Annotated in this window: 26 protein-coding genes; 11 read left to right on the forward strand and 15 right to left on the reverse strand. The window is 44.4% G+C overall.

All coding sequences use genetic code 11. The annotated features are described in order from the left end of the window. The first annotated feature begins 260 nt into the window (after positions 1-260). The 7 genes from UQW94_RS12170 to recR all read left to right on the forward strand — a co-directional run bounded on the left by UQW94_RS12170 (position 261) and on the right by recR (position 6,006). Entirely contained in the window at positions 261-1,367 is a 1,107-nt protein-coding gene (locus UQW94_RS12170; protein WP_005380606.1) for a response regulator, read from the forward strand. 223 nt (positions 1,368-1,590) lie between these two features. After that, complete coding sequence (locus UQW94_RS12175; RefSeq protein WP_005380608.1) at positions 1,591-1,722, forward strand: hypothetical protein; 132 nt, start codon at positions 1,591-1,593, stop codon at positions 1,720-1,722. Between the two features lie 33 nt (positions 1,723-1,755). Then, positions 1,756-2,142 (forward strand): YbaN family protein, encoded by a 387-nt coding sequence (locus UQW94_RS12180; protein ID WP_373922388.1) that lies wholly within the window; start codon positions 1,756-1,758, stop codon positions 2,140-2,142. Positions 2,143-2,304: 162 nt separating this feature from the next. After that, positions 2,305-2,850, forward strand: coding sequence for an adenine phosphoribosyltransferase (gene apt, locus UQW94_RS12185; protein ID WP_005384957.1), 546 nt, complete (start codon positions 2,305-2,307; stop codon positions 2,848-2,850). Between the two features lie 8 nt (positions 2,851-2,858). Continuing rightward, the gene (gene dnaX / locus UQW94_RS12190) at positions 2,859-4,964 is read left to right on the forward strand and encodes a DNA polymerase III subunit gamma/tau (RefSeq protein ID WP_322142249.1); all 2,106 of its coding nucleotides are present in this window, start codon (positions 2,859-2,861) and stop codon (positions 4,962-4,964) included. Positions 4,965-5,046: 82 nt separating this feature from the next. Then, the gene (locus tag UQW94_RS12195) at positions 5,047-5,376 is read left to right on the forward strand and encodes a YbaB/EbfC family nucleoid-associated protein (RefSeq protein WP_005380618.1); all 330 of its coding nucleotides are present in this window, start codon (positions 5,047-5,049) and stop codon (positions 5,374-5,376) included. A gap of 30 nt (positions 5,377-5,406) precedes the next feature. Continuing rightward, positions 5,407-6,006: a recombination mediator RecR gene (gene recR, locus UQW94_RS12200; RefSeq protein ID WP_005380619.1), complete on the forward strand. Its 600-nt coding sequence runs from the start codon at positions 5,407-5,409 to the stop codon at positions 6,004-6,006. 51 nt (positions 6,007-6,057) lie between these two features. On the opposite strand, the gene aqpZ is transcribed toward recR, so the two are convergent. From aqpZ to UQW94_RS12215, 3 genes are all read right to left on the reverse strand, one after another. Beyond that, positions 6,058-6,756: an aquaporin Z gene (aqpZ, locus tag UQW94_RS12205; RefSeq protein ID WP_238855503.1), complete on the reverse strand. Its 699-nt coding sequence runs from the start codon at positions 6,754-6,756 to the stop codon at positions 6,058-6,060. A 230-nt stretch (positions 6,757-6,986) separates the two neighbouring features. Further along, a complete protein-coding gene (locus tag UQW94_RS12210; RefSeq protein WP_017820793.1) occupies positions 6,987-7,235 on the reverse strand; it encodes a YkgJ family cysteine cluster protein in 249 nt (82 codons plus the stop codon). A 138-nt stretch (positions 7,236-7,373) separates the two neighbouring features. After that, positions 7,374-7,622: a GlsB/YeaQ/YmgE family stress response membrane protein gene (locus UQW94_RS12215; RefSeq protein WP_005380625.1), complete on the reverse strand. Its 249-nt coding sequence runs from the start codon at positions 7,620-7,622 to the stop codon at positions 7,374-7,376. A gap of 188 nt (positions 7,623-7,810) precedes the next feature. Between UQW94_RS12215 and UQW94_RS12220 the strand changes: the two genes are divergently transcribed. Further along, positions 7,811-8,251, forward strand: coding sequence for a YcgN family cysteine cluster protein (locus tag UQW94_RS12220; RefSeq protein WP_005384948.1), 441 nt, complete (start codon positions 7,811-7,813; stop codon positions 8,249-8,251). Positions 8,252-8,442: 191 nt separating this feature from the next. Beyond that, positions 8,443-10,122, forward strand: a complete 1,680-nt coding sequence (locus UQW94_RS12225) for a mechanosensitive ion channel family protein (protein WP_005380681.1) — start codon at positions 8,443-8,445, stop codon at positions 10,120-10,122. A 69-nt stretch (positions 10,123-10,191) separates the two neighbouring features. Here the strand turns inward: UQW94_RS12225 and UQW94_RS12230 are convergent, their stop codons facing one another. The 10 genes from UQW94_RS12230 to gap all read right to left on the reverse strand — a co-directional run bounded on the left by UQW94_RS12230 (position 10,192) and on the right by gap (position 20,294). Next, positions 10,192-10,476, reverse strand: coding sequence for a putative quinol monooxygenase (locus tag UQW94_RS12230; RefSeq protein ID WP_025767189.1), 285 nt, complete (start codon positions 10,474-10,476; stop codon positions 10,192-10,194). Positions 10,477-10,493: 17 nt separating this feature from the next. Then, positions 10,494-10,889, reverse strand: a complete 396-nt coding sequence (locus UQW94_RS12235; RefSeq protein WP_322142250.1) for a VOC family protein — start codon at positions 10,887-10,889, stop codon at positions 10,494-10,496. Between the two features lie 140 nt (positions 10,890-11,029). Further along, positions 11,030-11,329, reverse strand: a complete 300-nt coding sequence (locus UQW94_RS12240; RefSeq protein WP_005384938.1) for a ribbon-helix-helix domain-containing protein — start codon at positions 11,327-11,329, stop codon at positions 11,030-11,032. A 136-nt stretch (positions 11,330-11,465) separates the two neighbouring features. Then, positions 11,466-13,043, reverse strand: coding sequence for an alkaline phosphatase (locus UQW94_RS12245; protein ID WP_025767190.1), 1,578 nt, complete (start codon positions 13,041-13,043; stop codon positions 11,466-11,468). 398 nt (positions 13,044-13,441) lie between these two features. Beyond that, positions 13,442-13,801 carry a hypothetical protein gene (locus UQW94_RS12250; protein WP_005380688.1) on the reverse strand — a complete coding sequence of 120 codons (360 nt, stop codon included), beginning with the start codon at positions 13,799-13,801 and terminating at the stop codon, positions 13,442-13,444. 251 nt (positions 13,802-14,052) lie between these two features. Continuing rightward, positions 14,053-15,000: a ChaN family lipoprotein gene (locus tag UQW94_RS12255; RefSeq protein WP_322142251.1), complete on the reverse strand. Its 948-nt coding sequence runs from the start codon at positions 14,998-15,000 to the stop codon at positions 14,053-14,055. 98 nt (positions 15,001-15,098) lie between these two features. Next, positions 15,099-15,926 (reverse strand): 23S rRNA (guanine(745)-N(1))-methyltransferase, encoded by an 828-nt coding sequence (gene rlmA / locus UQW94_RS12260; protein ID WP_213871947.1) that lies wholly within the window; start codon positions 15,924-15,926, stop codon positions 15,099-15,101. A gap of 96 nt (positions 15,927-16,022) precedes the next feature. Next, a complete protein-coding gene (locus UQW94_RS12265) occupies positions 16,023-18,059 on the reverse strand; it encodes a methyl-accepting chemotaxis protein (protein ID WP_025767192.1) in 2,037 nt (678 codons plus the stop codon). A 198-nt stretch (positions 18,060-18,257) separates the two neighbouring features. Next, positions 18,258-19,142, reverse strand: a complete 885-nt coding sequence (locus tag UQW94_RS12270) for a D-hexose-6-phosphate mutarotase (protein WP_322142252.1) — start codon at positions 19,140-19,142, stop codon at positions 18,258-18,260. 156 nt (positions 19,143-19,298) lie between these two features. Then, entirely contained in the window at positions 19,299-20,294 is a 996-nt protein-coding gene (gene gap / locus UQW94_RS12275; RefSeq protein ID WP_005380697.1) for a type I glyceraldehyde-3-phosphate dehydrogenase, read from the reverse strand. A 337-nt stretch (positions 20,295-20,631) separates the two neighbouring features. Here gap and msrB point away from each other — a divergent pair, with 337 nt between their 5' ends. After that, positions 20,632-21,039 carry a peptide-methionine (R)-S-oxide reductase MsrB gene (gene msrB / locus UQW94_RS12280; protein WP_005380698.1) on the forward strand — a complete coding sequence of 136 codons (408 nt, stop codon included), beginning with the start codon at positions 20,632-20,634 and terminating at the stop codon, positions 21,037-21,039. Between the two features lie 117 nt (positions 21,040-21,156). Here msrB and UQW94_RS12285 read toward each other — a convergent pair whose 3' ends face one another. After that, on the reverse strand, positions 21,157-21,978 hold the full coding sequence (locus UQW94_RS12285) for a DUF2989 domain-containing protein (RefSeq protein ID WP_053304181.1): 822 nt from the start codon (positions 21,976-21,978) through the stop codon (positions 21,157-21,159). Between the two features lie 101 nt (positions 21,979-22,079). On the opposite strand from UQW94_RS12285, the gene UQW94_RS12290 reads away from it, so the two are divergent. Further along, complete coding sequence (locus UQW94_RS12290; protein ID WP_005380700.1) at positions 22,080-22,364, forward strand: YeaC family protein; 285 nt, start codon at positions 22,080-22,082, stop codon at positions 22,362-22,364. A gap of 95 nt (positions 22,365-22,459) precedes the next feature. On the opposite strand, the gene ansA is transcribed toward UQW94_RS12290, so the two are convergent. Continuing rightward, entirely contained in the window at positions 22,460-23,473 is a 1,014-nt protein-coding gene (gene ansA / locus UQW94_RS12295; protein ID WP_017635822.1) for an asparaginase, read from the reverse strand. Positions 23,474-23,475: the final 2 nt, after the last annotated feature.

Below are 23,475 nucleotides of genomic sequence, written 5' to 3' on the forward strand. Positions count from 1 at the left end.
GGTTAATTTATAATTAACTTTGTGATCAAAGCTTGCTTTAAGTCAACATGTTGCATCATTTGAACACAGCAACCCTGTTTGAGTAAATACTGTTATACGCCGTAATATTTGTATTAATGCAGTTTCCGAGCTAAGTTTTATAACAAGGCAAAGCGGCCTCAGGTCTTGCTGTGACACGTTTTGCTGGAAGTAAACACAACAAAAATAATGACTTAATAATAAATCTGTTTTTTTGACTGAGCTTTGTGAGGGATAAAGGTATGTTTAAGACTCACAGTCAAACGGCAATGGTCTCGGCACAGGAAGTGATTAATCAAAAACTAATAATGTTGGTGGACGATGATCCAATATTTCGTAAAGTAACCAATGCCTATTTAGAAAGTCAGGGTTTTAAAGTAGTAGAAGCAGAAAACGGCCTAGAAGCGCTTCAACAACTCAGGGAATGCCAACCCGATCTTATCTTATGTGATTTATCGATGCCGGTCTTAGATGGTATCGAGTTCGTCGAAGAAGTTAGTCTCGAATACCCATATATGCCGCTTATCGTGGTATCAGGCACGGATGAAATGTCCGATGTCGCGAAAGCGTTGCGATTTGGTATTAAAGATTTTCTTCCTAAACCGATAGGTAATTATGAGCACCTATCTCAGGCGATAGAGAATACGCTAGAAGATACCGATAGCCACTTCTCAGAACAACGTGACTTTTCAAGTCAGTGGTTCAGGGTTGATGATGGTGGTGAAATCCCAGATGAACAAGAGCTGTATTGGCATCTGGAATATTTACAACAGAATCCGAGTGCGGCAAGAGATTTACTGCAAGCTCTATTGCCAGAAAAGGATGCTGCTCAGGGAGATTGGCGCTGCTCGTACCGTTTATTGCAATCGACGGATGTGATGCCCTTGGTTTTCGATTATCGTTGGTTAATGAATGGTCAATTTGCGTTTTATCTAGTTGATTCTGCTTCCCAAGCTAATGATGGAGTTGCGACGACATTGCTCGTTAGGGCATTGTTTGACGACTATCTCCGTAACTTGAAAAGTTTCAGTGCTGATCTCAAGGACATGGTAGGGATCATTGAAAAAGGAATTGAGTGTTCGGAGTGTGCGGGTGCAGTCAATGCTGTGTTTGGTGTCGCCGACCTCGCTTCATCCTCGGTCTCTATATTGCCTGCGGGTTTAGATAGCCATTGGTCTGACGGAAATACGAATCAACACATCGCAGCAGGTAACCGTTTAGGGGGAGGAAGTATGAAAAACTTCATCACCCGCGATTTACCGCTTAGTGTTGCAGGACAGTTATCTATCGGGTGTTTAGGTTCTTCAAGTTTTAGTTTAAGTATTACCCGGAAATCCCGACTAGTATAATTATGACTTGCAAACCAATAAGCAGCGTCCTTACGCTGCTTATTATCTTTTTAGAACCACCAAAACAACATACGTTTAGTTTAATAACCTTACTTTTTACTGGTGTTTAGATTTGGCTGTTTAATGTATAGTCAGCGCTTAAAACAATAATGACCCATTTGTGCAACGATAATTTAACGCTGTGCCTTGGGAGAAGCAAAGTCAACTAGTGAGAAGACACATCATGGCAGACAAAGATTTTAAAGAGCCTTATAATATTTTTTACTTTTTAGGTTTTATTGCAGTTCTTTTGATCCCAACACTTCCTGCAACGCTAACCTGGCTTCGTGTAATGAATGGTTACGCAGGCTTTTAATCTAGCTATTTTGTACCGGAGTTCACCATTCGTATTAAGCGTTACTTTTTCAATACTGTTGGTGGACTCTGTATTGTGCTCGGCATAGCCGGCATAGCCCTTCCACTTTTACCCACCACACCTTTTATTTTGCTTGCTAGCGCATGTTTTATGCGTGGTAGCCCCGCATTTCATCAATGGTTACATAACCACAAAACGTTTGGACCCATTCTCGGCAATTGGCATAAGCATCGGGCTGTTACTTCAAAAGTAAAAAAGCGTGGTGCGATTTTTATTGCGCTTAGTTTCATTGTTTCAATCGTTGTTGTCCCCCTCGTTTGGGTAAAAATTGGTCTTTTAGTGATGCTAATCGTTTTACTCAGCTGGTTTATGCGTCTGCCTGTGATTGAGTTGGTTGCTGACCGAGAAGAAAATCACTAAGATTGTAGAGAATAGTGTGCCCGCTCTTCGAGTGGGCGTTTGTATTTTCAGCGCCTGTGACTTTTACGAAAATAAGCACATAGTGGTGAAAACCTATTGTTCGTTGCCCTCGTGATACTGCGATTAGAGAGGGCGATGAGCCAATCTAAGTAAATCGGTATTATGACTACAGAAACAATTTCACTGATCAAATCTAGCATCAAAAGCATCCAAGACTACCCAAAGCCAGGCATTCTATTTCGTGATGTGACGAGCCTTCTTGAAGACGCGAACGCATACCAAGCGACGATCAACTTACTTGTTGAACGTTACAAAGATATGGGCTTTACCAAGGTTGTGGGTACGGAAGCTCGTGGCTTTTTATTTGGTGCGCCTTTAGCGCTTGAGCTAGGTGTTGGTTTTGTACCAGTGCGTAAACCAGGCAAGCTACCACGCCCTACTGTTGCTCAATCTTATGAGCTTGAATACGGCGTTGATACACTAGAAATCCATACAGATGCCATCGTTGAAGGTGACAAAGTACTGGTTGTCGACGATTTATTGGCAACGGGCGGTACTATTGAAGCGACGACTAAACTGATTCGCCAACTGGGCGGTGAAGTTGAGCACGCTGCGTTCGTTATCAACCTACCAGAAATCGGTGGTGATAAACGTTTAGAAGCACTAGGTCTAAACGTGTACAGCATTTGCGATTTTGAAGGACATTAATACATTCAATGAGTTATTTAGCTTTAGCGCGAAAATGGCGTCCTAATCAGTTTGACCAAGTTGTCGGACAAAAACATGTCCTGACGGCGTTGGAAAACGCACTGGCGCAAAACCGTTTACACCATGCTTATCTGTTCAGCGGGACTCGTGGTGTGGGTAAAACGAGTATCGGTAGGCTGTTTGCCAAAGGCTTGAACTGCGAAACCGGCATTACCGCGACACCTTGTGGTAAGTGTGATACTTGTCGTGAAATTGATGAAGGTCGCTTTGTCGATCTTCTTGAAATCGACGCAGCATCACGTACTAAAGTTGAAGACACTCGTGAACTGTTAGACAACGTTCAATACAAACCTGCTCGTGGACGTTTTAAAGTGTACCTCATCGATGAGGTGCACATGCTATCGCGTCACTCTTTCAATGCGTTGTTGAAAACCCTGGAAGAGCCGCCAGAGTATGTGAAGTTCTTACTCGCAACAACTGATCCACAAAAGCTGCCTGTCACTATATTGTCGCGTTGTCTTCAGTTTCATCTGAAACCAATCAGCGTTGATGATATTCACCAGCAACTTGATTACATCCTAGGTCAAGAGCAAGTTTCAGCAGAGCCAAAAGCGTTGGGTATGATCTCACATGCTGCAGATGGCAGTATGCGTGATGCTCTTAGCTTGACTGATCAAGCAATTGCTTTAGGTAACGGTGCGGTGCAAACTGATATTGTCAACCACATGTTGGGGACGATTGATACCGACCAAGCGATTCACTTACTGGAGTCAATCAGCAGCAAGCAACCTCAACAAGCCATGGATAAAATCCAGCAATTAGCAGCAAATGGTGTTGAGTGGGATGGTTTGTTGCAGCAAGTCGCAACACAGCTTCATCGAATTGCGATGTATCAAGCGCTGCCAGCGTCGCTAGACCGAGCACAACCAGATGCAGAGAAAATTGAGCTGTTGAGTAAAGCTCTAAGCCCGCAAGACGTTCAGCTTTACTATCAAATTGCATTGAAAGGTCGTGAAGATTTGACCCTCTCGCCAAATGGGCGAGTCGGTTTGGAAATGATTGTGCTGCGTATGATGGCGTTCCGCCCATCAAATAACAGTGGGGCAAATGTTGTTTCTAGTAACTGCGAGCCAGCGTCATCTCCGGCTCAAAGTACCAGTCAACCAAAGGCTGCGCCAGCTCAGACAGCCGCTGCTCCTCGAGCTCAGCAGCCGAGTCCAGCACAAAGCACACCACAAGTGGCGCCTCAACCTTCATCCAGTTCGCAACCTGAGTATCAAGCGAGTGGATATGAGACGGTTCCACCACAGTATGATATGGCGCCGCCGATGAGTGAAAACCCAGCGCCGCAGCATGAAACGCCACCTCAGCAAATGCAAGAGAGCGTTTCAACACCAGCGCGCGGTGGTCTAAGCGGTTTACGTCACCAATTACGTTCTCAGCGTCAAGGCCTACAACAGAACACTCCTCAAAATGGTGGCTCAAAAAAGCCTAAAGCGGCATCTGCACAACCAGAATCGGTTATCGACCGAGTAGCGCAATTGCATGGCAATTCCGCGCAGGTGTCGCCAAACTCAGCTCCGAAGTCGACGGAGCCACAAGTTGAGGAAGCGTATCGCTGGCGTCCAAGCAAGCCTGTTGAGACAAAAGTAAATACAAAACTGACACCTACGCAGCTCAAGCAGGCACTTGAGCATGAGAAAACGCCTGAAATGGCACAAAAGCTCATCGATGAGTCATTAGAACATAATGAATGGGCGAAGCTCATCAGCTTAATGGAGATCCCTAAGCTGGTAGAGCAACTTGCGCTAAACTCTCATTATAGTAAGGAAGGAACAACCGTTTCGTTACTATTGAGAAGCAGCCAAGCTCATTTGAATACTGATAGAGCTCAAGCCGAATTGCTCAAAGCACTTAATACCGTGTTAGGTGAAGAGTGCCACATGAGCATCGAAATAGGGGAGAGTGGAGAAACACCACTTGAACTGAGAGATAGGCTCTACCAAGAGAAATTACAGCAAGCGCTGAACAGTTTAGAAAACGATCCAAATGTTCAATTTATTGAACGTCGTTTTGCTGCAGAGCTTGATAAAGATAGTGTGCGCCCTATCTAATAATCGAATGGAATGGGGTTGAAAACCCAAAGGTATAACCCCATTAATTGATGCAACACCTCATTAAACCAGAGAGATAAACATGTTTGGTAAAGGCGGTATGGGCAACCTAATGAAGCAAGCCCAGCAAATGCAAGATCGCATGCAAAAGCTTCAAGAAGAAATCGCGAATATGGAAGTAACTGGCGAGTCTGGTGCTGGCCTAGTTAAAGTTACTATCACTGGTAGTCACAGCGTACGTCGTGTTGACATCGATGAAAGTTTGATGGAAGACGACAAAGAAATGCTTGAAGATCTGATCGCTGCGGCGTTCAACGATGCAGCCCGTCGTGTTGAAGAAACTCAAAAAGAGAAAATGGCTTCTGTAACTGGCGGTATGCAACTACCACCAGGCATGAAAATGCCATTCTAATCTGCTGATATTTAATTAAGCGGACTTTTAATGCGTACCAGTCATATGCTGGAGCAATTGATGGAGGCCTTACGTTGTCTACCTGGGGTTGGCCCCAAGTCAGCGCAGCGTATGGCCTTTCATTTGTTACAGCGCGATAGAAAAGGCGGTTTGCAGCTTGCAGATGCGCTTAGTCAGGCAATGACAGAAATAGGTCATTGTACTGAGTGTCGAACCTTCACCGAAGAAGAAGTCTGTCACATTTGTACCAACCCAAAACGCCAAGAAAATGGTCAAATTTGTGTGGTAGAAAGCCCGGCAGACATCGCAGCCGTTGAAGCAACAGGCCAATATTCTGGTCGGTACTTTGTTCTTATGGGGCATTTGTCGCCATTAGATGGTATTGGTCCAAGTGATATTGGATTAGATGTCCTTGATTACCGCTTACGTCGCGGTGATATTACCGAAGTGATTTTGGCGACAAACCCAACAGTTGAAGGTGAAGCCACTGCCCATTACATCGCAGAGCTATGTAAAGAGCACCAAGTTGATGCCAGCCGCATCGCGCATGGTGTGCCTGTCGGTGGGGAGCTAGAGCTTGTTGATGGCACGACGTTGTCACATTCGCTATTAGGTCGACACAGAATTTAATAAAAAGCCGCTGAACTCAGCGGCTTTTTTGATCTTGGGAGTTGGGAACGATTAATCGTTCGATTCTTCACCAAGAAGGTTTTTGTAGATAACCGCACCAAGCACGCCACCCACAATAGGCGCAACCCAGAACAGCCATAGCTGAGAAACCGCCCAGTCACCCACATATACTGCGACTGCCGTGCTACGAGCAGGGTTTACTGACGTATTGGTGACAGGAATGCTGATCAGGTGAATGAGAGTCAAACACAGGCCAATTGCGATAGGTGCAAAGCCTTGTGGCGCACGTTTGTCTGTTGCACCCATAATGACAATCAGGAACATCATCGTCATGACAGCTTCAGTCACAAGTGCAGCGATCATCGAGTATTGGCCTGGAGAGTGTTCCCCATAACCATTGGCGGCAAAGCCAGAACCCACAACATCGAATCCTGCTTGTCCAGATGCAATAACGTAAAGCACGCCACCTGCGATAAGCCCGCCGATCACCTGTGAGATGATGTAGGGAGCAACGTCTTTTGTCTCAAAACGACCGCCAGTCCAAAGGCCAACTGTCACTGCAGGGTTCAAGTGACAACCTGAAATATGACCGATAGCAAATGCCATCGTCAGAACGGTTAAACCGAATGCCAAAGAAACGCCCAACAGACCAATACCCACTTCAGGGAAACTCGCAGCCAACACCGCGCTACCACAGCCGCCTAACACTAGCCAGAACGTGCCAAAAGCCTCAGCCAAATACTTATTCATGTTCTTTCCTGATCTTTAATTAAATGACCCGCTGAACATAGTCGAGAATTGTCAATAAATTGTGAGGGAGATCGCGCAAAAACCGCAAATGGAACGCTATGTGGCAAGAGTTCTCAAGGGTGAGATAAAAGGCTGAGGGGGGGGAGTGCTAAATCTTGAGTTTGCTTTGATTACTGCCTCGGAGAGAAACAACCGAGGTACTAACTTTAAACGTGTGGTCTAGAGTCGCATTACGTCAATTGTTCTAATTCAGTGATGTTGTCGAGTGCTTCTTGATTGGTGTTGCCGCATACAATCGGACACGGTTTAAAATCGTGACAGACTTTAGGGCGTTCAGGCTTACCAAATAGCTTGCACAAATTGTCGTCGTTGAGTTGCACACAACGAACACCTGCAGGTTTGCCCTTGGGCATTCCAGGTATTGGTGAAGAGATACTTGGCGCAATACAGCACGCTCCACATCCTAATCGACAATCCATAATGTAAACCTCTTAAAAAATTAAGGGGGCAATTATGGTCATTTTGACGTGGATTGGAAGAGTGAATAAAGAAAAAAACAAAAGGGCGCGCTTAACATTACGCTCCCTTTTTGGTTTTTTGCTTTTAAATCATCGTGATTATTTTAAGAAACGGTTATAAACAAACAACAGAATAAATGCGCCTAGTGTTGCGGTAATGATACTACCAATGTTGACGCCAGTTGCTCCGCCGAAACCGAGAATGCCGCCAAGGAAGCCACCTACAAATGCCCCTGCAATACCAAGTAACATTGTTGCAATCCAACCGCCCCCATCTTTTCCTGGCATGAGCCATTTAGCAAGTGCGCCGGCGATTAAGCCCAAAATAATCCAAGAAATAATACCCATGAAAACTCCTTAATGCCTTCTTGATCAATTGAGTAATGGAAACTTGTTTAAGGATAGAACAGTAAAACGAAATTAGTTGAATATCTCCACCGTTATGTGGGAAGGATGCAAGATCTTCTCAAAACTTGAACTTTTGCGTTGAGAAGAGTATAAATCGCCCCCTAAATTCCCTTGGTGAGACCTGAAGTATGAGCACTCCATTTTGGCAAAGTAAATCGTTAGAGCAGATGACAGAAGAGGAATGGGAATCTCTCTGTGATGGTTGTGGCAAATGTTGTTTGCATAAGCTGATGGATGAAGATACCGATGAAATCTACTATACCAATGTGGCTTGTAGCTGGCTGAACAGTAAAACGTGTTCATGTAAGGATTACCCAAACCGTTTCACTTCGGGTGAAGAGTGCACCAAGCTGACCCGAGAAGACATCGACGATTTTACTTGGCTGCCACACACGTGCGCTTACCGTCTGTTGGCTGAAAAGCAGCCTTTACCAGAATGGCATCCGTTGATTACAGGCTCTAAGTCCGCAATGCATGCGGCTGGGGAAAGTGTCCGTAACAAAGTTGTTTACGAGATTGATGTGGTGGATTGGGAAGACCATATTTTAAATCATCCCAACCGTCCTTAGTCGAATAAAAACAAGCCTTTCATTGATTAAATGAAAGGCTTGTTTGCTATTGGGGCTCCCAACTTTGACGTCTCGCTAACGAAATGCTGCTCAGTTTATTATTTAGTGTTGTAAACTTAGGAGTATGATTTCAACGCTTTACACTTCTATTCCTGATCGTTTTGATCAGGATTGTTCCCTATGAGGTAAACATGACGTTTCATTTCCCCCAGAAACTGCGCCTGACATCTTGGGTGACATTATTCGCACTTGCCGTCATTATGTTCTCCCCAATGGCTGTTCATGCGACTGCTACTGACGATATCCAAGAGCCTTCTGCTGCCGAAATCTCGATTGACAACTTGAACCGAGAGATTGTGGATTTATCCCAAAGCCTCTCGCAAGCGAGTGGCGACGAGCGTGATGCCCTTCAACTGCAACTATTCCAAAAGAATGAAGAATTAAGAAGCCAGTTAGCGTCAGCGATTGAACGTGAAACTATCTCTCGCGACAAGCTGATCTTGCTAGTTAAAAAACAAGAACAATACTCTGAGGATGCGACGAACTATCTATCGGAAAAAATAAAGAAAGTCGTCGAGGATTTAAATAAGGCTAAGGATGAAGAGAAGCTTGCTCTTGTTAATGATTATCGAGAGCTACAGCGTTATCTTGATGTTAGCTTCGATTCGAGCTGGCAAAATCTCGCTTGGCTGAAGGAGCTAGGGGCCCAAAACGAGCGCGCGGAAGCGGAACTAAAAGATAAAATTGATAAACGTATGCGCTTACTGTCTGCTTCAATTGAGTACTTGAGTCAGCAAAGTGAGATCATTGGCTCCCAACTTTCGTCTAGCCCAGAGTCGGAAAAAGCGTCGTTGCAACTTAGTCAGCTCATTACTAAACAAAGGCTAAATATTGCGACAGAAAGCTTACGCAACCTGATTTCAATTGGTGATAAAGTCGGTTTAGAAACGTCTGAATACAAACGCCAAATTTTTGAAGTGACGGGTAATATCACCCATGATTTACTGAATACCAAAGTTGTGTGGTCAATACTGAGTCACTGGTCCAACTCGGCACTGGATTGGTTTGCCGAGAATGCACCGCAGCATATCTTCCAGTTGTTTGTTTTTGCGCTGATTTTATTGATCGCTCGCGGACTGGCTAAGTTAACTCGCAAAGTCGTCCGTAAAGCAGTTGCATCGAAAAACTTAAAACTTTCCCACTTGATGCAGGACTTCTTTATCTCGATGTCCGGCAAATTCGTGTGGGTGATCGGTATCATGGTGGGCTTATCTCAGCTTGGTTTGAACCTAGCGCCAATCCTAACCGGTTTCGGTATTGCTGGTGTGATTATTGGTTTCGCGTTGCAAGACACGTTATCCAACTTCGCGGCGGGTATGATGCTGCTTATTTATCGCCCATTTGATGTTGGTGATTTTGTGTATGCTGGCGGTGTGGATGGCAAGGTAAGCCATATGAGTTTGGTGAACACCACAATCCGTACGTTTGATAACCAAATTATTATTGTTCCTAACAGCAAAATCTGGGGAGATGTTATTAAGAACGTCACGCATGAACGCATTCGCCGCGTGGATATGGTGTTTGGCATTGGCTATGCGGATGACCTCTTAAAAGCGGAGTCAGTATTGTCTGATATCATTACCTCTCACCCGTCGGTACTTCGCACTCCAGAGCCAATGATCAAAGTTCATACATTAAATACGTCTTCTGTAGATTTTATTGTGCGCCCTTGGGTAAAAACGGATGATTACTGGGATGTATACTGGGATGTGACTAAAGAAGTGAAACTACGCTTCGACCGAGAAGGTATTTCGATTCCTTTCCCACAACAAGATGTGCATTTGCATATGGTGGAGAAGCAAGACGCTTAATCACAGATCCCAACTAGTGAAAGGCACTCTAGATAGAGTGCCTTTTTTGATCTTCGGTTAGCGCTATAGTTACAGTTCGTTAAAGAACACCAGTTTCGGCTCGCATTCTAACAAGTTGTCGATCTGGCTAATCAAAAGAGCAAAGTGTTCTGTTTTACCATGAAGCTCAAATGCTTGTTGGTCTTTAAATTGCTCCTGAAAAACGAAGTGGCATGCATTGTCTTTATCTTGGAACAATTGATAACGAACACAACCTTCTTCATTGCGAGTAGGTTCAAGCGCTCGGGTAAGTACCTCTTTCAACTCTTGTTCTTTTCCCGGTTGTGCATGAAAGGTAGCCGTCAAGTGAATCATAATGTTTACTCTTTTTGTTATAGGTAACGCCCTTGGCGTTGCAGGAACTCAATTTTGTAACCATCAGGGTCGGTTACAAAAAAGAACGTTGCTAAATGCTTTTGTTGATGGTCAAAGGCTTTGATGTCACCAGTTTCAATGCCGAGAGATTTAATGCGTTTGTGGGCTTGTTCAATGTCCTCCACGCTGACGGCAAGGTGGCCGTAACCTGAGCCGTGAGTGTAGGGCTCACTTTGGTCGTGATTGTGCGTCAGTTCCAATTCAAAGCCAGTTTCTTGGTTGGCTAGATAGTTTAGAGAAAAGCCATCAAAGATGTATTGATCAGCGACTTCTAGTTCAAGTACGTCACAGTAAAATTGTAGAGAGCGGTCCAGATCACTTACTCGGATCATGGTGTGAATCATTTTTGTCATAGGTACTCCTTGATAGTCCGCACAGGTTAGCGATTTCAAAAGGAGTCTGGGTAGTACTCTAGTACGACAAATTAGAAGATGCTCAAGGGTTTATAATACGGATGCATAGCCTAGGATGGTTATTGGTCGGTTGGTTGCTATTAACTGTTAAGTTGCGCAAGTGCTTGACGAGTGGTCTCTTGAGGTTGGCGGGCGTAAGTGAGGCAAGCGCATCGAAGTAAGGAGGCAAAGTTGTTCACTTCACCATTGTATTCGAGTGCTTCTTGATAAACAGTGCTTATGAATTTAGGAACCGTCATGTTTTGAGCACTAGCGATTTCCTCAAGAATTGTCCAAAAGCTCGCTTCAAGTTTTACACTGGTCGCGTGACCATCAATACGGATAGAGCGGGTGATGAACTGATAGTTGTCTTGGGGTTGCTTAGCAAAGATTTCGCACATTTTCTTTATTCATATAATTAAAGACCCATAATTATTGTGGTGTACGATTTAAAACGTCAACTGTTTTCATGCATAAAAAAACGCTCCCTTGCGAGAGCGTTGAAACATCACGAGTTGTGAAGTAAGTGCAAGTTGATTATTTAATTTGTTGTTTCAAGTACTCGCCTAGTTGCGAGTGGTGCATGATTTTTGATACCGGCAGGATAGTTTCTGCAGGTCCCCAAGCAAATACGTTGACAGGAGTATGCGTATGAGTACCCGTCCCCCATACTGTGTTTTGCTTTGTTGCATGCTCACGCGCTAGCAAGTTGCCACGGTCGTTGTAAGGAAAGAAAGCATCAAAGTCATTGATTGTCGGTACGTTCTCTTCGCTTAAGTATTTGTGTCCAGCGAGTCGGTATGGATTTGGTTTACTTGCTAATACGCGTTCTGCTTGCTCAGGCGTAATCGAAAAATCGCTATTTGCGTTCACGACTTCCGCAAACTTCTCTGGAGTTTGCTCTTTCTTATCAAGCGCTTGGAATTCACTGATCATGCCGTAGTAACTTTTCTTTTGGTTGTATAAACCATCGAGGATCTCGAACTGACCAAAGTTGAAGTTTGGCGCGTAATCCTGATTTTTGAATGCTTCGCCGTCGCGTTTTTGTGGTTTAGGCAAGTTTGCTGATGAGTAGCTAAAGCCAAAAGAGCCGGTTTCGTGGTCAGCAGTAACAATGATCAGGGTGTCATCACGGCCTTTTGCCCACTCATAAACTGAGTTTACCGCTTCATCGAATTTAAGCATTTCATGCAGCATCGTACCTGCATCGTTACTGTGGCCAGCCCAGTCAATTTGGCCGCCTTCAACCATCAAGAAAAAACCGTCTTTGTCTTTTGAAAGAATGTCGATTGCTTTGGTGGTCATTTCTTTCAGCGATGGCTGCGTGCGTTTTGGATCGTTTTTGCTTTGACTGTAGGCAATACCATCGTTCATGCCCGAGTAAGCAAAAAGCCCAAGTAATTTGTCACCTTTAGCTTGTGTGAGCATATCGCGGCTGAAAGCCAGGTTGTAACCTTGGTCTTGCGCCTCAGTAAGCAAGTTGCGCTCATCTTTACGTTTCGACTTTAGGTAGACATTACCTTCAGTGAGCTTTTCAAGTTGCTCGTATGTCTCTCCCTTGTCGTTTGTCGACTTTGGAATCCAATGACGAAGTCCCCCAGACATCATCACGTCTACGCCTGTTTCGAGCATATCCGCCGCAATACTGTTTTCTAGGGAGCGATGTGGTTGATGAGCGGCAAATGCTGCTGGCGTTGCGTGGGTCATACGCGTATCAGAGACGAGCCCAGTTGCTTTACCTTTACTTTTGGCTTTTTCCAAAATAGTTTCGACATGGTTGCCTTGGCTATCAATGCCAATGACTTCAGAAGCGGTAGGGATTCCTGTCGCTAGCATCGTAGCTGAGCACGCAGAGTCGACGACAATTGCGTCTTCTGGATTGGTCAGTGATGATCCAATCACACCTTCTTGAGCGAGTTTGTATAACGCTGTGCTTTCGCCTTTGTAAACCGAGTTAGGTGCGTGTTTTGCGTAGGTCTCGAGTAAACCAACTTGTTGAGGACCCATGCCGTCGCCGATCATCAAAATGACGTTTTTGATTTCAGCTGAGAGTGCGTTGAAAGAGAGGGTAGATGCAGCCACTGCCGTAACGATTGGAGATACTAAGCGCTTCATTATATTTTCCTTGTTTATTGAAAGCGCAGGCATTAAAGCAATGATTTATGAAGGTTTTGTGTCGGTAATAAAAGTTTAACCAAATTGTCGTTTTTGTTTGGTTTTGCAGAAAAAATGAGTCGCTCTCTAACGTTCGTTAGTTTGGAAAGAAGAAAGCCCACAAACGTGGGCTTGGATTACGCTTAGGAGTTGAAAGCATGGACTAAAGTTATCCATTCAGTGCCTTCACAAGAAACCTAGTTTAGGGAGCAATAAACGAGCATGTATTATCGGGCCACAAGAGCGGTCGAATTCACTTACGTTTGCATCATATCGTTCTTTGGCTTATTAAATTATGGGCTGCAGTAAGTGTTTGGTTCAAATAGGATTTGTTGTCGTGACGATTATCAGACTGGTTATCAGACTAATGCCAGTATGATGCCACCAACGGTAAGTGCCGCAGAAAGGTATTGACCCGCAGAATATGAGCCATCCTCTTCTTTCTCGATTTTATCGGGGTGATCCATGCCAAGCGCACCATGCGTGAAAGATTCGACCTTTTCACCAACAGATTTATCTTCTGCTTCTATTTTCTTGCTGTCGTGCTCGATTTGTTGCAGAGCGGCAAGTAGCGCTTTGCCTTCGGTCGAAAGCGTCACCTTATTGTGTTCGACTTTCAGCGGCGAAGCACTAGTTTCTTCTTGTGCAATACTTGCTTGTTTAGAGGCGACAGATTGTTTGGCATAGCTATTAACAGAAGTGCTTCCTACTGGATTCATCGAATACTCCTTGGAACATCGACACTCGGTCACTGAGTGCGGGTAAAAAGCAGTTATATTTTTATCGGCGGCAAAGTTTATTTCTGAAGCTATTTGGATAAAAACAGGTCTGCTTTTGCCGCTTCTAGTTTCTATTGGTGATCTTTAGCAAAAAATAGACCAGCAGGAAGCAGACCGTTGTCACTCTATGAACTCGGAGCGGTGTGATGATGCAACGCAACGACAAGGTAGTAACTTAAATTGAAGACCAGCTACTTACATTGAAGATCGTTATTGCGTTTAGTTAGATGTTGATATGCCGCCATGCGGTGAGCATCTTGTACATACCGTACTGGTGGTGCGAGAACCTCTAACTGATAGTCTGTATTATCAGAAAGCACGTTATCTGTTGGGCTAATTACAACCACTTTTAAGCTCGGGTTGCGGCTTAAGATTGATGCTGCCGTACCCAACCCTTGCTCGGTGTGAAACTTGCCCGCAACATGGACAATCTGAGCGCCTGGGTTGTCGTCTAGATAGCTAACGATAGATTCCGCCATAGTTTCATCCCAAGTAACTTGAGCTGCAAACTGTTTTTCCGTCTGCTCTGGCTTACCGTGATGCATGGATGCCATGAACTTTTCTTTGTACGGACTACTACCAGTGTTGATGGCTTGTGCAATGAACATCCGCTGATCATCATCGAGCTTGTTAATGTAATCTAGCCCTTGTCGACCAATGCATCGAACAATGCTCTTTGGTGCATTTGCTGCAATGACCGGGAGATTTTTCTGCTTAGCAGACTCCACGAGAGGGCGATAGTCGCTTTCATAATTGGGCCAAGCGTTGGCTTGTTTCATTAAGTACTGTTCGCCGATCTCCCCACGTAGGTAAGCGTCAACAACAGGTTGTTTGTCGCGGGTAAATTGTTCCATAGATAACGCGAGTGAGCGGTCGTAGGACGTAAGTTGTTTGAGCATATCGGTTTGAAAGCGATGAATGCCGGCGTGTGTGTGCCATTCACCAATAAGAATGACATCTGCTTGTTGCAGCTCAATTGGCAGTTTGCTTAGAGCGATGTGCTCGCCAGAAGGGGTGTATAGTTGGTAGTCGTAAAAACTAGTGACTTCCGCTGAGGTTGCGTGAGAGTTGGTGTGCGTATATGAAGAGCAACCAGTAAGTAAGCCTGCAAAGAGCAAGCTCAAAGTAGAAAAGCGCATTGAAAAGCCTCCAAAAATGTCCGGATGATATTAATGGAGGCTGAGCAATGAATCAATATAAATGATAACTATTTGCGTTTGTTGTTTTTTTTAACGTATTAATTGAGTGTTTTTTTGCGATATACACGCAACATAAAATCAGCCTCACATTGGAAAAGTGTAGCGGATTTCAACTCTTCACGAAGAGCATCGGTTGCTTTCCATGCGAATGGCGTCATTTGCAATAAATCGACTGCGGCTCCGTTTTTCAAGTCCATAACATAGTTAAGATGCTGCTGGTGCTCTAATTCAAACCCTTCAATATGTTCTGGTTCTTCATTGTGAAGACGAACTTCTTGATAAATGCGCTCACGCAGTTGGTATAAGTGGCGACTAGCAGGAGTAACCGTGATAACAACGCCTTCGTTTTTTACAACGCGCTGCAGCTCCTCAGCTTTACAAGGGGCATAAATGCGCAAAATGGCATCTAAGGATTCATTTGCGAAGGGAAGTCGGTGACTAGAAGCCACACTAAAATTGCAGTGCGTGTAACGCTTCGCCGCGTAACGAATGGCAACTTTCGAAATGTCTAAGCCATAAATCGTGGCATGGTTCGCTTGTGTTTCTATCGTCTTTTGTACTTGATCTGTGTAGTAACCTTCACCACAACCAATATCTAATAATTGATGGGTGCTCCCCTCAGTGTATGTTGCACACAGCTGCGCCACTTCTTGGCGCATTGGGTTGTAGTAATCCCCTTCAAGGAATCGACGACGAGCTTGCATCATCTCTTTGTTGTCACCAGGATCTTTAGAACGTTTGTGGTGCGCTGGCATCAAGTTAACGTAGCCTTCTTTTGCTAAGTCAAACTGATGATTGTTTTCGCACTTAAACGTTTTTTCATTTAACGCTAGAGCTTGGTGGCATAGAGGGCATTGATAGTTCATGACGATCTCGAACAGAAAGTAGGGCGGCAAATTCTATCAAAAAGCATGGTCTCAAGTGAAACAAAAAGAGCCGACTGGGTCGGCTCTTATTAAGTATTAGTGGAAGAAGTCGACTTGCTCTTTCAAGTTTCGTGCTTGTTGTTGAAGTTCAATGGCACTTTGTGAGGTTTTTGCGCTCGTGTTGCGGCTTTCTCGGTTAAGTTCACTGATAGAATGGGCATTTGCTGCAATTTCTTGTGAAACTTGAGCTTGTTCTTCTGAAGTCGCTGCAATGGCGTCGGCTTGAGAGGCTATCGACTGCACTTGTACTGCTATGGCTTCTAATGCTGTGCCCGCGTCTTGTGCTTTGTCCAAGACCTGGTTTGCACTGCGTTGGCTGTCTGTCATCATATTAACTGCATTATGAGTCGACCCTTTTAGTTTCTCGATAATTTCCACGACATCTTGAACTGAGCTTTGGGTTCGGTGCGCAAGTGTGCGCACTTCATCTGCTACAACAGCGAAGCCACGGCCTTGCTCACCTGCTCGTGCTGCTTCAATGGCGGCATTCAAGGCAAGTAAATTGGTTTGCTCAGCAATTTCATCAATCATTTTAGTGACGGTTTGAATACTCTCGCTATCGCGATTTACTTGCTCGATAGCCGTTGCTGATTGATCCAATTGATCGTTAAGTTGAGCAACGTCGATACATACGCCTTCAACAATCGCGAGACCAGACTGGCTATCGGTATTTGCTGAGCGTACGTTTTCCGCAATGCTTTCGACTTGTTGTGCGACAGATTGAGCGGAAGAGGCCATTTCTTCAATCGCTGTCACAACTTGCTCGACTTCTTGTTGTTGTCGGTCGGCTTGGGTCAAATTGCTATGTGCATCGTTGGCAACGCTGGTGGAGTTGCTCTCCACTAAGTCGCTTGTTGAACGGATCTTACCAACGAGTTCATTGAGCTGACTTGCCATACTGGCGACACCCGAGCTCAGGTTCGTAATTTCATTCTTTGATGCTTTACGAGACGCTGGAATGTTCAAGCTGACTTCGCCGCCCGCTAAGCGAGTCATGTATGAGTTGAGAGTTGTGAGAGGTTGTAAGCTGCGATTCAAGAAAAGTGTCAGTACAACAAAAGTAATGATTGCCGCTACCGAAGAAATGATGGCAATGAGTGTGAGAAGCGTGTCGCTACCTTTTGTTACTTCTTTGATAAACGTACCACCTAGCAGTTTCCAGTTCCAACCTGGAACCTCTGTGTAGACAAGATACTTTTCGCCTACGTTACCTTGGTACTCGAAAGGGTAGCGAATTAATCCACTAGATTGTTCGAAAATCTGGCCAAAAGGCTTGTGACCATTGTAGTCGGCGACTTCTAGTATTGACGAATCTGAGCCGCTTTTTGCTGGATGAAGTAGGTATTTACCAAGATTGTTTTCGTCGTTATCAACGATAATGGTGTAACCAGTGTCGCCCCATTTTATCTCTTCGAGTGCATCGAATAAGGTTTGTGTCGCTTGGTCTACTGGTAAGCCAATAAACGATAGGCCTGCTACCTTTCCTGTCGCATCTTTGATTGGGGCATAGTAGGTAATGTAGCGCTCGCCATACAATTTAATTTGAGCGTAATACGGTTGTCCTGCTTTAAGTTGCTGATAACCAGGATGGTTGATGCCTAGCGTGGTTCCGACCGCTCGCTGACCTTGTGGATCTTTTAGGGAGGTGGACACCCGAATAAAGTCGTCACCCAATGGTGCGAATAGCGTTGCTATAGCGCCGGTATCACGTGTGAAACTGTCGACCAACTTGGTGTCATTAATTAAGCTTTCACTGTATTGAGTGATGTTTGGTACTTCATGTCCCATGAAGTCAACCGTGTAATTTTCGACATAGACACCGGCAAGGTAGCCATTGCGAAAAGTAGATTCGAGGACTTTAGCGGTGTGCAGGTAAGCATCGAATTGGCCAGCAATGGTTTTTGCCATTGATTCTACTTTAGATTGGTGTTCTTTCAGTGTGCTTTCCAATAGAACATCGGAAGCGTTGCGGTAAACAAGCGCTGCAATACTGCTGAAAGCAATGAATAGACACAAAGTGATCACCAGTTTCAACTGGAATCCGACACTTTGATTTCGGTATCTCTCTAACATAGACTAATTCCTGATATTTTTATTATTTATGAGTTTTGTATCGGTATGCTATCGGTTTATATGATCAATTTTTTTGATATTTATTAATGAAACCGTCAAAAGTGACCAGTAACCAATAAGTTAGTAAAGATAGGACCATCTAAGCAGAGCTTTTATTACAAAAAAAGCCGGGTATCCCCGGCCTTTATATGGTGATTCTTACTGCGCTGAAATGACAGTGACAAGTTCATGTGTCTCACCTGGTTGGAGCGTTTGACCTTGCTCAATACTTGGTGCATGAACAGCAGACTCCACACACAACATGGTTTGATAACCATCGTCAGCCATGTCACCCATGCTTTGCGCACCTTCTGCCCAAGGGTTCCATAATACTGCTGAGTTGTGGCCTTGGTTGTGTACGCTTAGCGTACGATCCAATACCGGGTCTTTTACCAAAATTTTCGCTTCTGGTTGCGTGTAAACGCGATCAATCGTGTCAGTTAGTTGTAGAACATTACCACCTTGGCATACCGCATCAGCTTTCAAGCTATCAATGTACTCGGCACCCATGCCTGTCGTTTGTGCTTGCTTAATGTCTCCAACGTTTAGGTAAGTATGTAATGCGCCAGAGAAGGTCCAAGCCTCGTCATCAATGTTCATGACTTTGAGCGTCACTTTTAGCTCATCGCCCACTTCAATCACCAAACGAGCGTCAAACATATGGGGCCAAATATCGTGGATTTCTTCTGTCGGGAACAGAGCAAGTTCAACAATCACACCGTTATGGTTCTCACGATGTTCAACCAACTCCCATTCTGCGGTGCGGGCAAAGCCGTGAGCTGGAGCAGCGATACGCCCAAACCAAGGCCAACAAACCGGAATACCACCGCGAAGAGCAGCTTTACCATCGAAGACAGCTTTTTCGCTCATCCAGAGCAGATCTTCTTGACCTTCAGGCGTGAACGACACGACATGACCACCGTGTAGCGAGATGCCTGCCGTTGCTTTGTCATGAATCACGCGGACGATTTTTATCTGATCAACTTCAACGATAGTGACGTTATCAGATAGCACCGTTAGGGCTGGGAGAGTTTTTAAATCCATGTGTAGTTTCCTATCGCTGGGGGAGAGCTTTTAGACGCGCTTCGCACATTAAATGCAACATCGAGCCTGCATTCTCTCAAATTCCAGATACAAAAAAGGCGACTCTAGAGCCGCCTTTTCTTTAACGAAGTTATTCGCTAATTGCTAACTTTCTAATTACTTAGAGATGTGAGCGATTAGGTCTAGAACTTTGTTTGAGTAACCGATTTCGTTGTCGTACCAAGATACAACTTTAACGAATTTGTCAGTTAGTGCGATACCAGCTTTAGCATCGAATACTGAAGTGCAAACTTCGCCGATGAAGTCTTGAGATACAACTGCATCTTCAGTGTAGCCTAGAACGCCTTTTAGTTCGCCTTCAGAAGCTTCTTTCATCGCTTTACAGATGTCTTCGTAAGAAGCACCGTTAACTAGGTTAACAGTTAGGTCAACTACAGAAACGTTAGCAGTTGGTACGCGGAAAGCCATACCAGTTAGTTTGCCGTTTACTTCTGGAAGTACAACGCCTACAGCTTTAGCAGCACCAGTTGAAGATGGGATGATGTTTTGAGAAGCACCACGACCACCGCGCCAGTCTTTAGCAGAAGGACCATCTACAGTTTTTTGAGTTGCTGTAGTTGCGTGAACTGTAGTCATAAGACCAGATTCGATACCGAACTTGTCGTTAAGAACTTTAGCGATAGGCGCTAGACAGTTAGTAGTACAAGAAGCGTTAGAAACGATGTCTTGACCAGCGTAAGTGTCGAAGTTTACGCCGTTAACGAACATTGGAGTAGCGTCTTTAGAAGGACCAGTTAGTACAACTTTTTTCGCGCCAGCAGTGATGTGCTTACGTGCAGTCTCGTCAGTTAGGAAAAGACCAGTTGCTTCAGCTACAACGTCAACACCGATTTCGTCCCATTTTAGGTCTTCAGGGTTGCGCTCTGCAGTAACACGTACAGTTTTACCGTTAACGATTAGGTTACCGCCTTCAACTTCAACAGTACCGTTGAAACGGCCGTGAGTTGAGTCATACTTAAGCATGTATGCCATGTAATCTACATCGATAAGGTCGTTAATACCTACTACTTCGATGTCGTTGCGCTCTTGCGCTGCACGGAATACGAAACGACCGATACGGCCAAAACCGTTAATACCTACTTTGATAGTCATTATAGTTGCTCCACAACTTAATTTCTGATTAAAGATAACTGGTAGTAAAATTACAGAATCCAGTAAACATCTGCAAGTGATAATCGGACTTAACTTGTTTAAAGTCAAAAAAAAGCGACGCTTTTTTTAACAATTCTTTGCAAATGTACGTTTTTTAAACTTTTAACTGATTCTTCTGTAGCCCAGTTGGCGTAATATAACTGGTGAGATAAGTGCTCTTATCAAATTAATTACGCATGGTGTCCTGGTGAGAAAGTATGTGCTACAACTGTTAAGAGAAGCAAGTTTTTTGCTAAAAAAGTCAATACCAAGAACAGTAAATAAGGAGCCGAAAGTCGTGGAACAAAGCGGGAAAAAAGTGACGAAGTCAGATGAACAGTGGCGTGAGCAACTGTCTGATGAAGAGTTCCGTGTTTGCCGAGAGCAAGGTACAGAGCCTCCTTTCAGCGGTAAGCTACTGCATAATAAGGAAACTGGTGTTTATGCTTGTACTTGTTGTAATGCCCCTCTCTTTGTCTCTGATAACAAGTATGACTCTGGCTGCGGATGGCCAAGTTTTGATGCGCCTATCAACGATCAAGCGGTGCGCTATTTAGAAGATCTAAGTCACGGAATGGTACGTACAGAGATTCGTTGTGCAACGTGTGATAGCCATCTAGGGCACGTTTTTGAAGATGGCCCACAGACCACAGGAGAGCGTTTTTGTGTTAATTCTGTGTCGTTAATTTTCAACAAATCAGAATAATAACGACAAAATTGTGCTCGAGATTGTTTTATCCTTTCAGGATGATTCAAGCTCAACAGTGATCTGAGTGTCGCTCGACTTAAATAAAAACTCCCGCTCATTGCGGGAGTTTTTCGTTTATATCTCAGTGGGTATCATTGTTGGGGAATAGATACCTTTCTCTATGGCTTTCGCCACCGATTCGGCTAATTCATCCAACTGCTTATATCGCTCTGGATGACTGAAATTGAACATACGTTGGAGCTGCTTTTCATCAGCAAGCGGTACGTCGAATCTCTTCGCGACCATTGCCCATAGATACGCTTGCTCTTTGTCTCCAAGCCCTTGATGAATACTTGCCATTGACTTGAGAATGACCGGATTGATGTTGTCTTCATCAGATAAAGACAACGCGTTATTAAGAAGCTCCAGGGTTTTCTTGGTATCTCGGTTGGTATAAAAAGTGGCTAATGCATATTGCATCTCAGCATTATTTAATTGGGGAGACCCTTCCATTTGTAAAAATGCGCGCCGAGCTTGAGTATCTCCCGTTTGAGACCATAAGAAATACAAAGTAGCCGGGTCTTCTGAACCTTTTAACTCGTTTACAATGCGCTCTAGCTCATCAATACTGTGTACCAATGCATTAAAGCGTTGTCTTTTGAGAGCACTTTGATCAATAGGGGTGATCTGGGAGGCGAGTTCTAAGCATTTCCTATATTCAGCGACCAGACCGTATTCGATGATTTGGTTTGCTTCCGATGGGTTTTTCAATTGCTCAAACCGATGCCAAACCAAATTTGTTCTTGGAATTCGACATTGGCCGTCATCCATATTGAGCTGCTCGCAACGCAGTTCTGGTGTTTTTTGGCACAACTCTTCGGTTGTCACGTTACCTTCAAAACAGCCCGATAGCACAAAACATGCGAGGCTGAGAAGTAACCAGTTTGTTCTTTTCATGGCTTTGCTTGTGATCCGTTACACCAATTCATTTTCGTATTCTTGACTCAGTTTCTTAACCCGTTATGTTCTGTAAATAGAATGTAATAAGAAGGTACACTATGGACGCAGAACAACTATTACAAGCGATGACTCCAGAAGTTTATGATCGCTTAGTCTATGCAGTAGAAACGGGAAGATGGCCTGAGGGTACAACACTTTCTAAAGAGCAGCGAGATTCGTGTATGCAAGCTGTGATGTTGTATCAATCAAAACATAATACTGATGCGCAGCATATGACGGTTGCAGCCGGTGGTGAAATCAGTTTTAAATCAAAACAAGAGCTTAAAAAACAATTCAGCGGAGAAGAGAGCGATATTGTTCGTGTCAATCCGAACATTGATTAATCCTTACGCCTTATTTCTCAAAATTTTATTATTTTGATTTTGAAAGAAAAAAGCCCAAATTGTATTGGGCTTTTTAGATCGCAGAAAGCTTGAACTTACAGGCTCATTTCACCACGCAGTACTTGTTGCATTCTCTCTTTTACTTCTTCGTAAGAAAGGTTTTGGCTTAGAAGGTAGTGTAGTTTTGCCAGCGCCGCTTCGGGCGTCATGTCAAAGCCACTGATAACACCAGAGTCTGCGAGAGCACAACCTGTGGCATATCCGCCCATATTCACTTTACCTGCCAAACACTGAGTTAGGTTTACGACAATAACGCCGCGCTCAGAGGCTTCTTTCAGGTGACCAAGCAGCTCAGGGTTCTGAGGAGCATTACCGACACCAAAAGTCAGAAGAATCATCGCATTCACGGGCTGACGAAGCGTGTTGCGGATAACTTCGTGTGAAATACCAGGGTACATGGTGATCACACCGATTGGTTGTGGCGTGATGTTGTGAACCTTAAACTCACCTTCTGGTTGTGCACCAACGGTTACGCTGTTGCTAACTTGAATATTGATCCCAGCTTCCAATAGTGGAGGAAGGTTTGGTGAAGTAAAGGCATTAAAACCGTCTGCATGAGATTTTGTGCTGCGGTTACCACGCATCAATTGATTATTGAAGAACAAAGTTACTTCGTTGATCGGGTAGTTTGCTGCAATATGTAGCGCGTTTAATAGGTTTGCTTGGCCGTCAGAACGCAGCTCTGCGAGAGGGATTTGTGAACCCGTTACAATCACTGGCTTACCAAGGTTTTCAAGCATGAAAGACAATGCGGACGCTGTGTACGCCATGGTGTCAGTACCATGTAGGATAACGAAACCATCGTATTTGTCATAGTTGTCACGAATATCATTCGCAATCTGCTGCCAGTCAGCAGGTGTCATATCTGATGAGTCAATCAGAGGGTCGTATTCGTGGATGGTGTAATCCGGCATTTCAGGACGATGGAATTCGGGCATGCTTGCTAATTGCTTTTCCATAAAGCCAGCAACAGGCACATAGCCGTGGTCGGATTTTTGCATTCCGATGGTACCACCGGTGTAAGCGATGTAGATGTGTTTTCTAGTCATCG

The organism is Vibrio sp. PBL-C16, assembly GCF_034321865.1.
In the GTDB taxonomy this organism is placed as follows: domain Bacteria; phylum Pseudomonadota; class Gammaproteobacteria; order Enterobacterales; family Vibrionaceae; genus Vibrio; species Vibrio alginolyticus.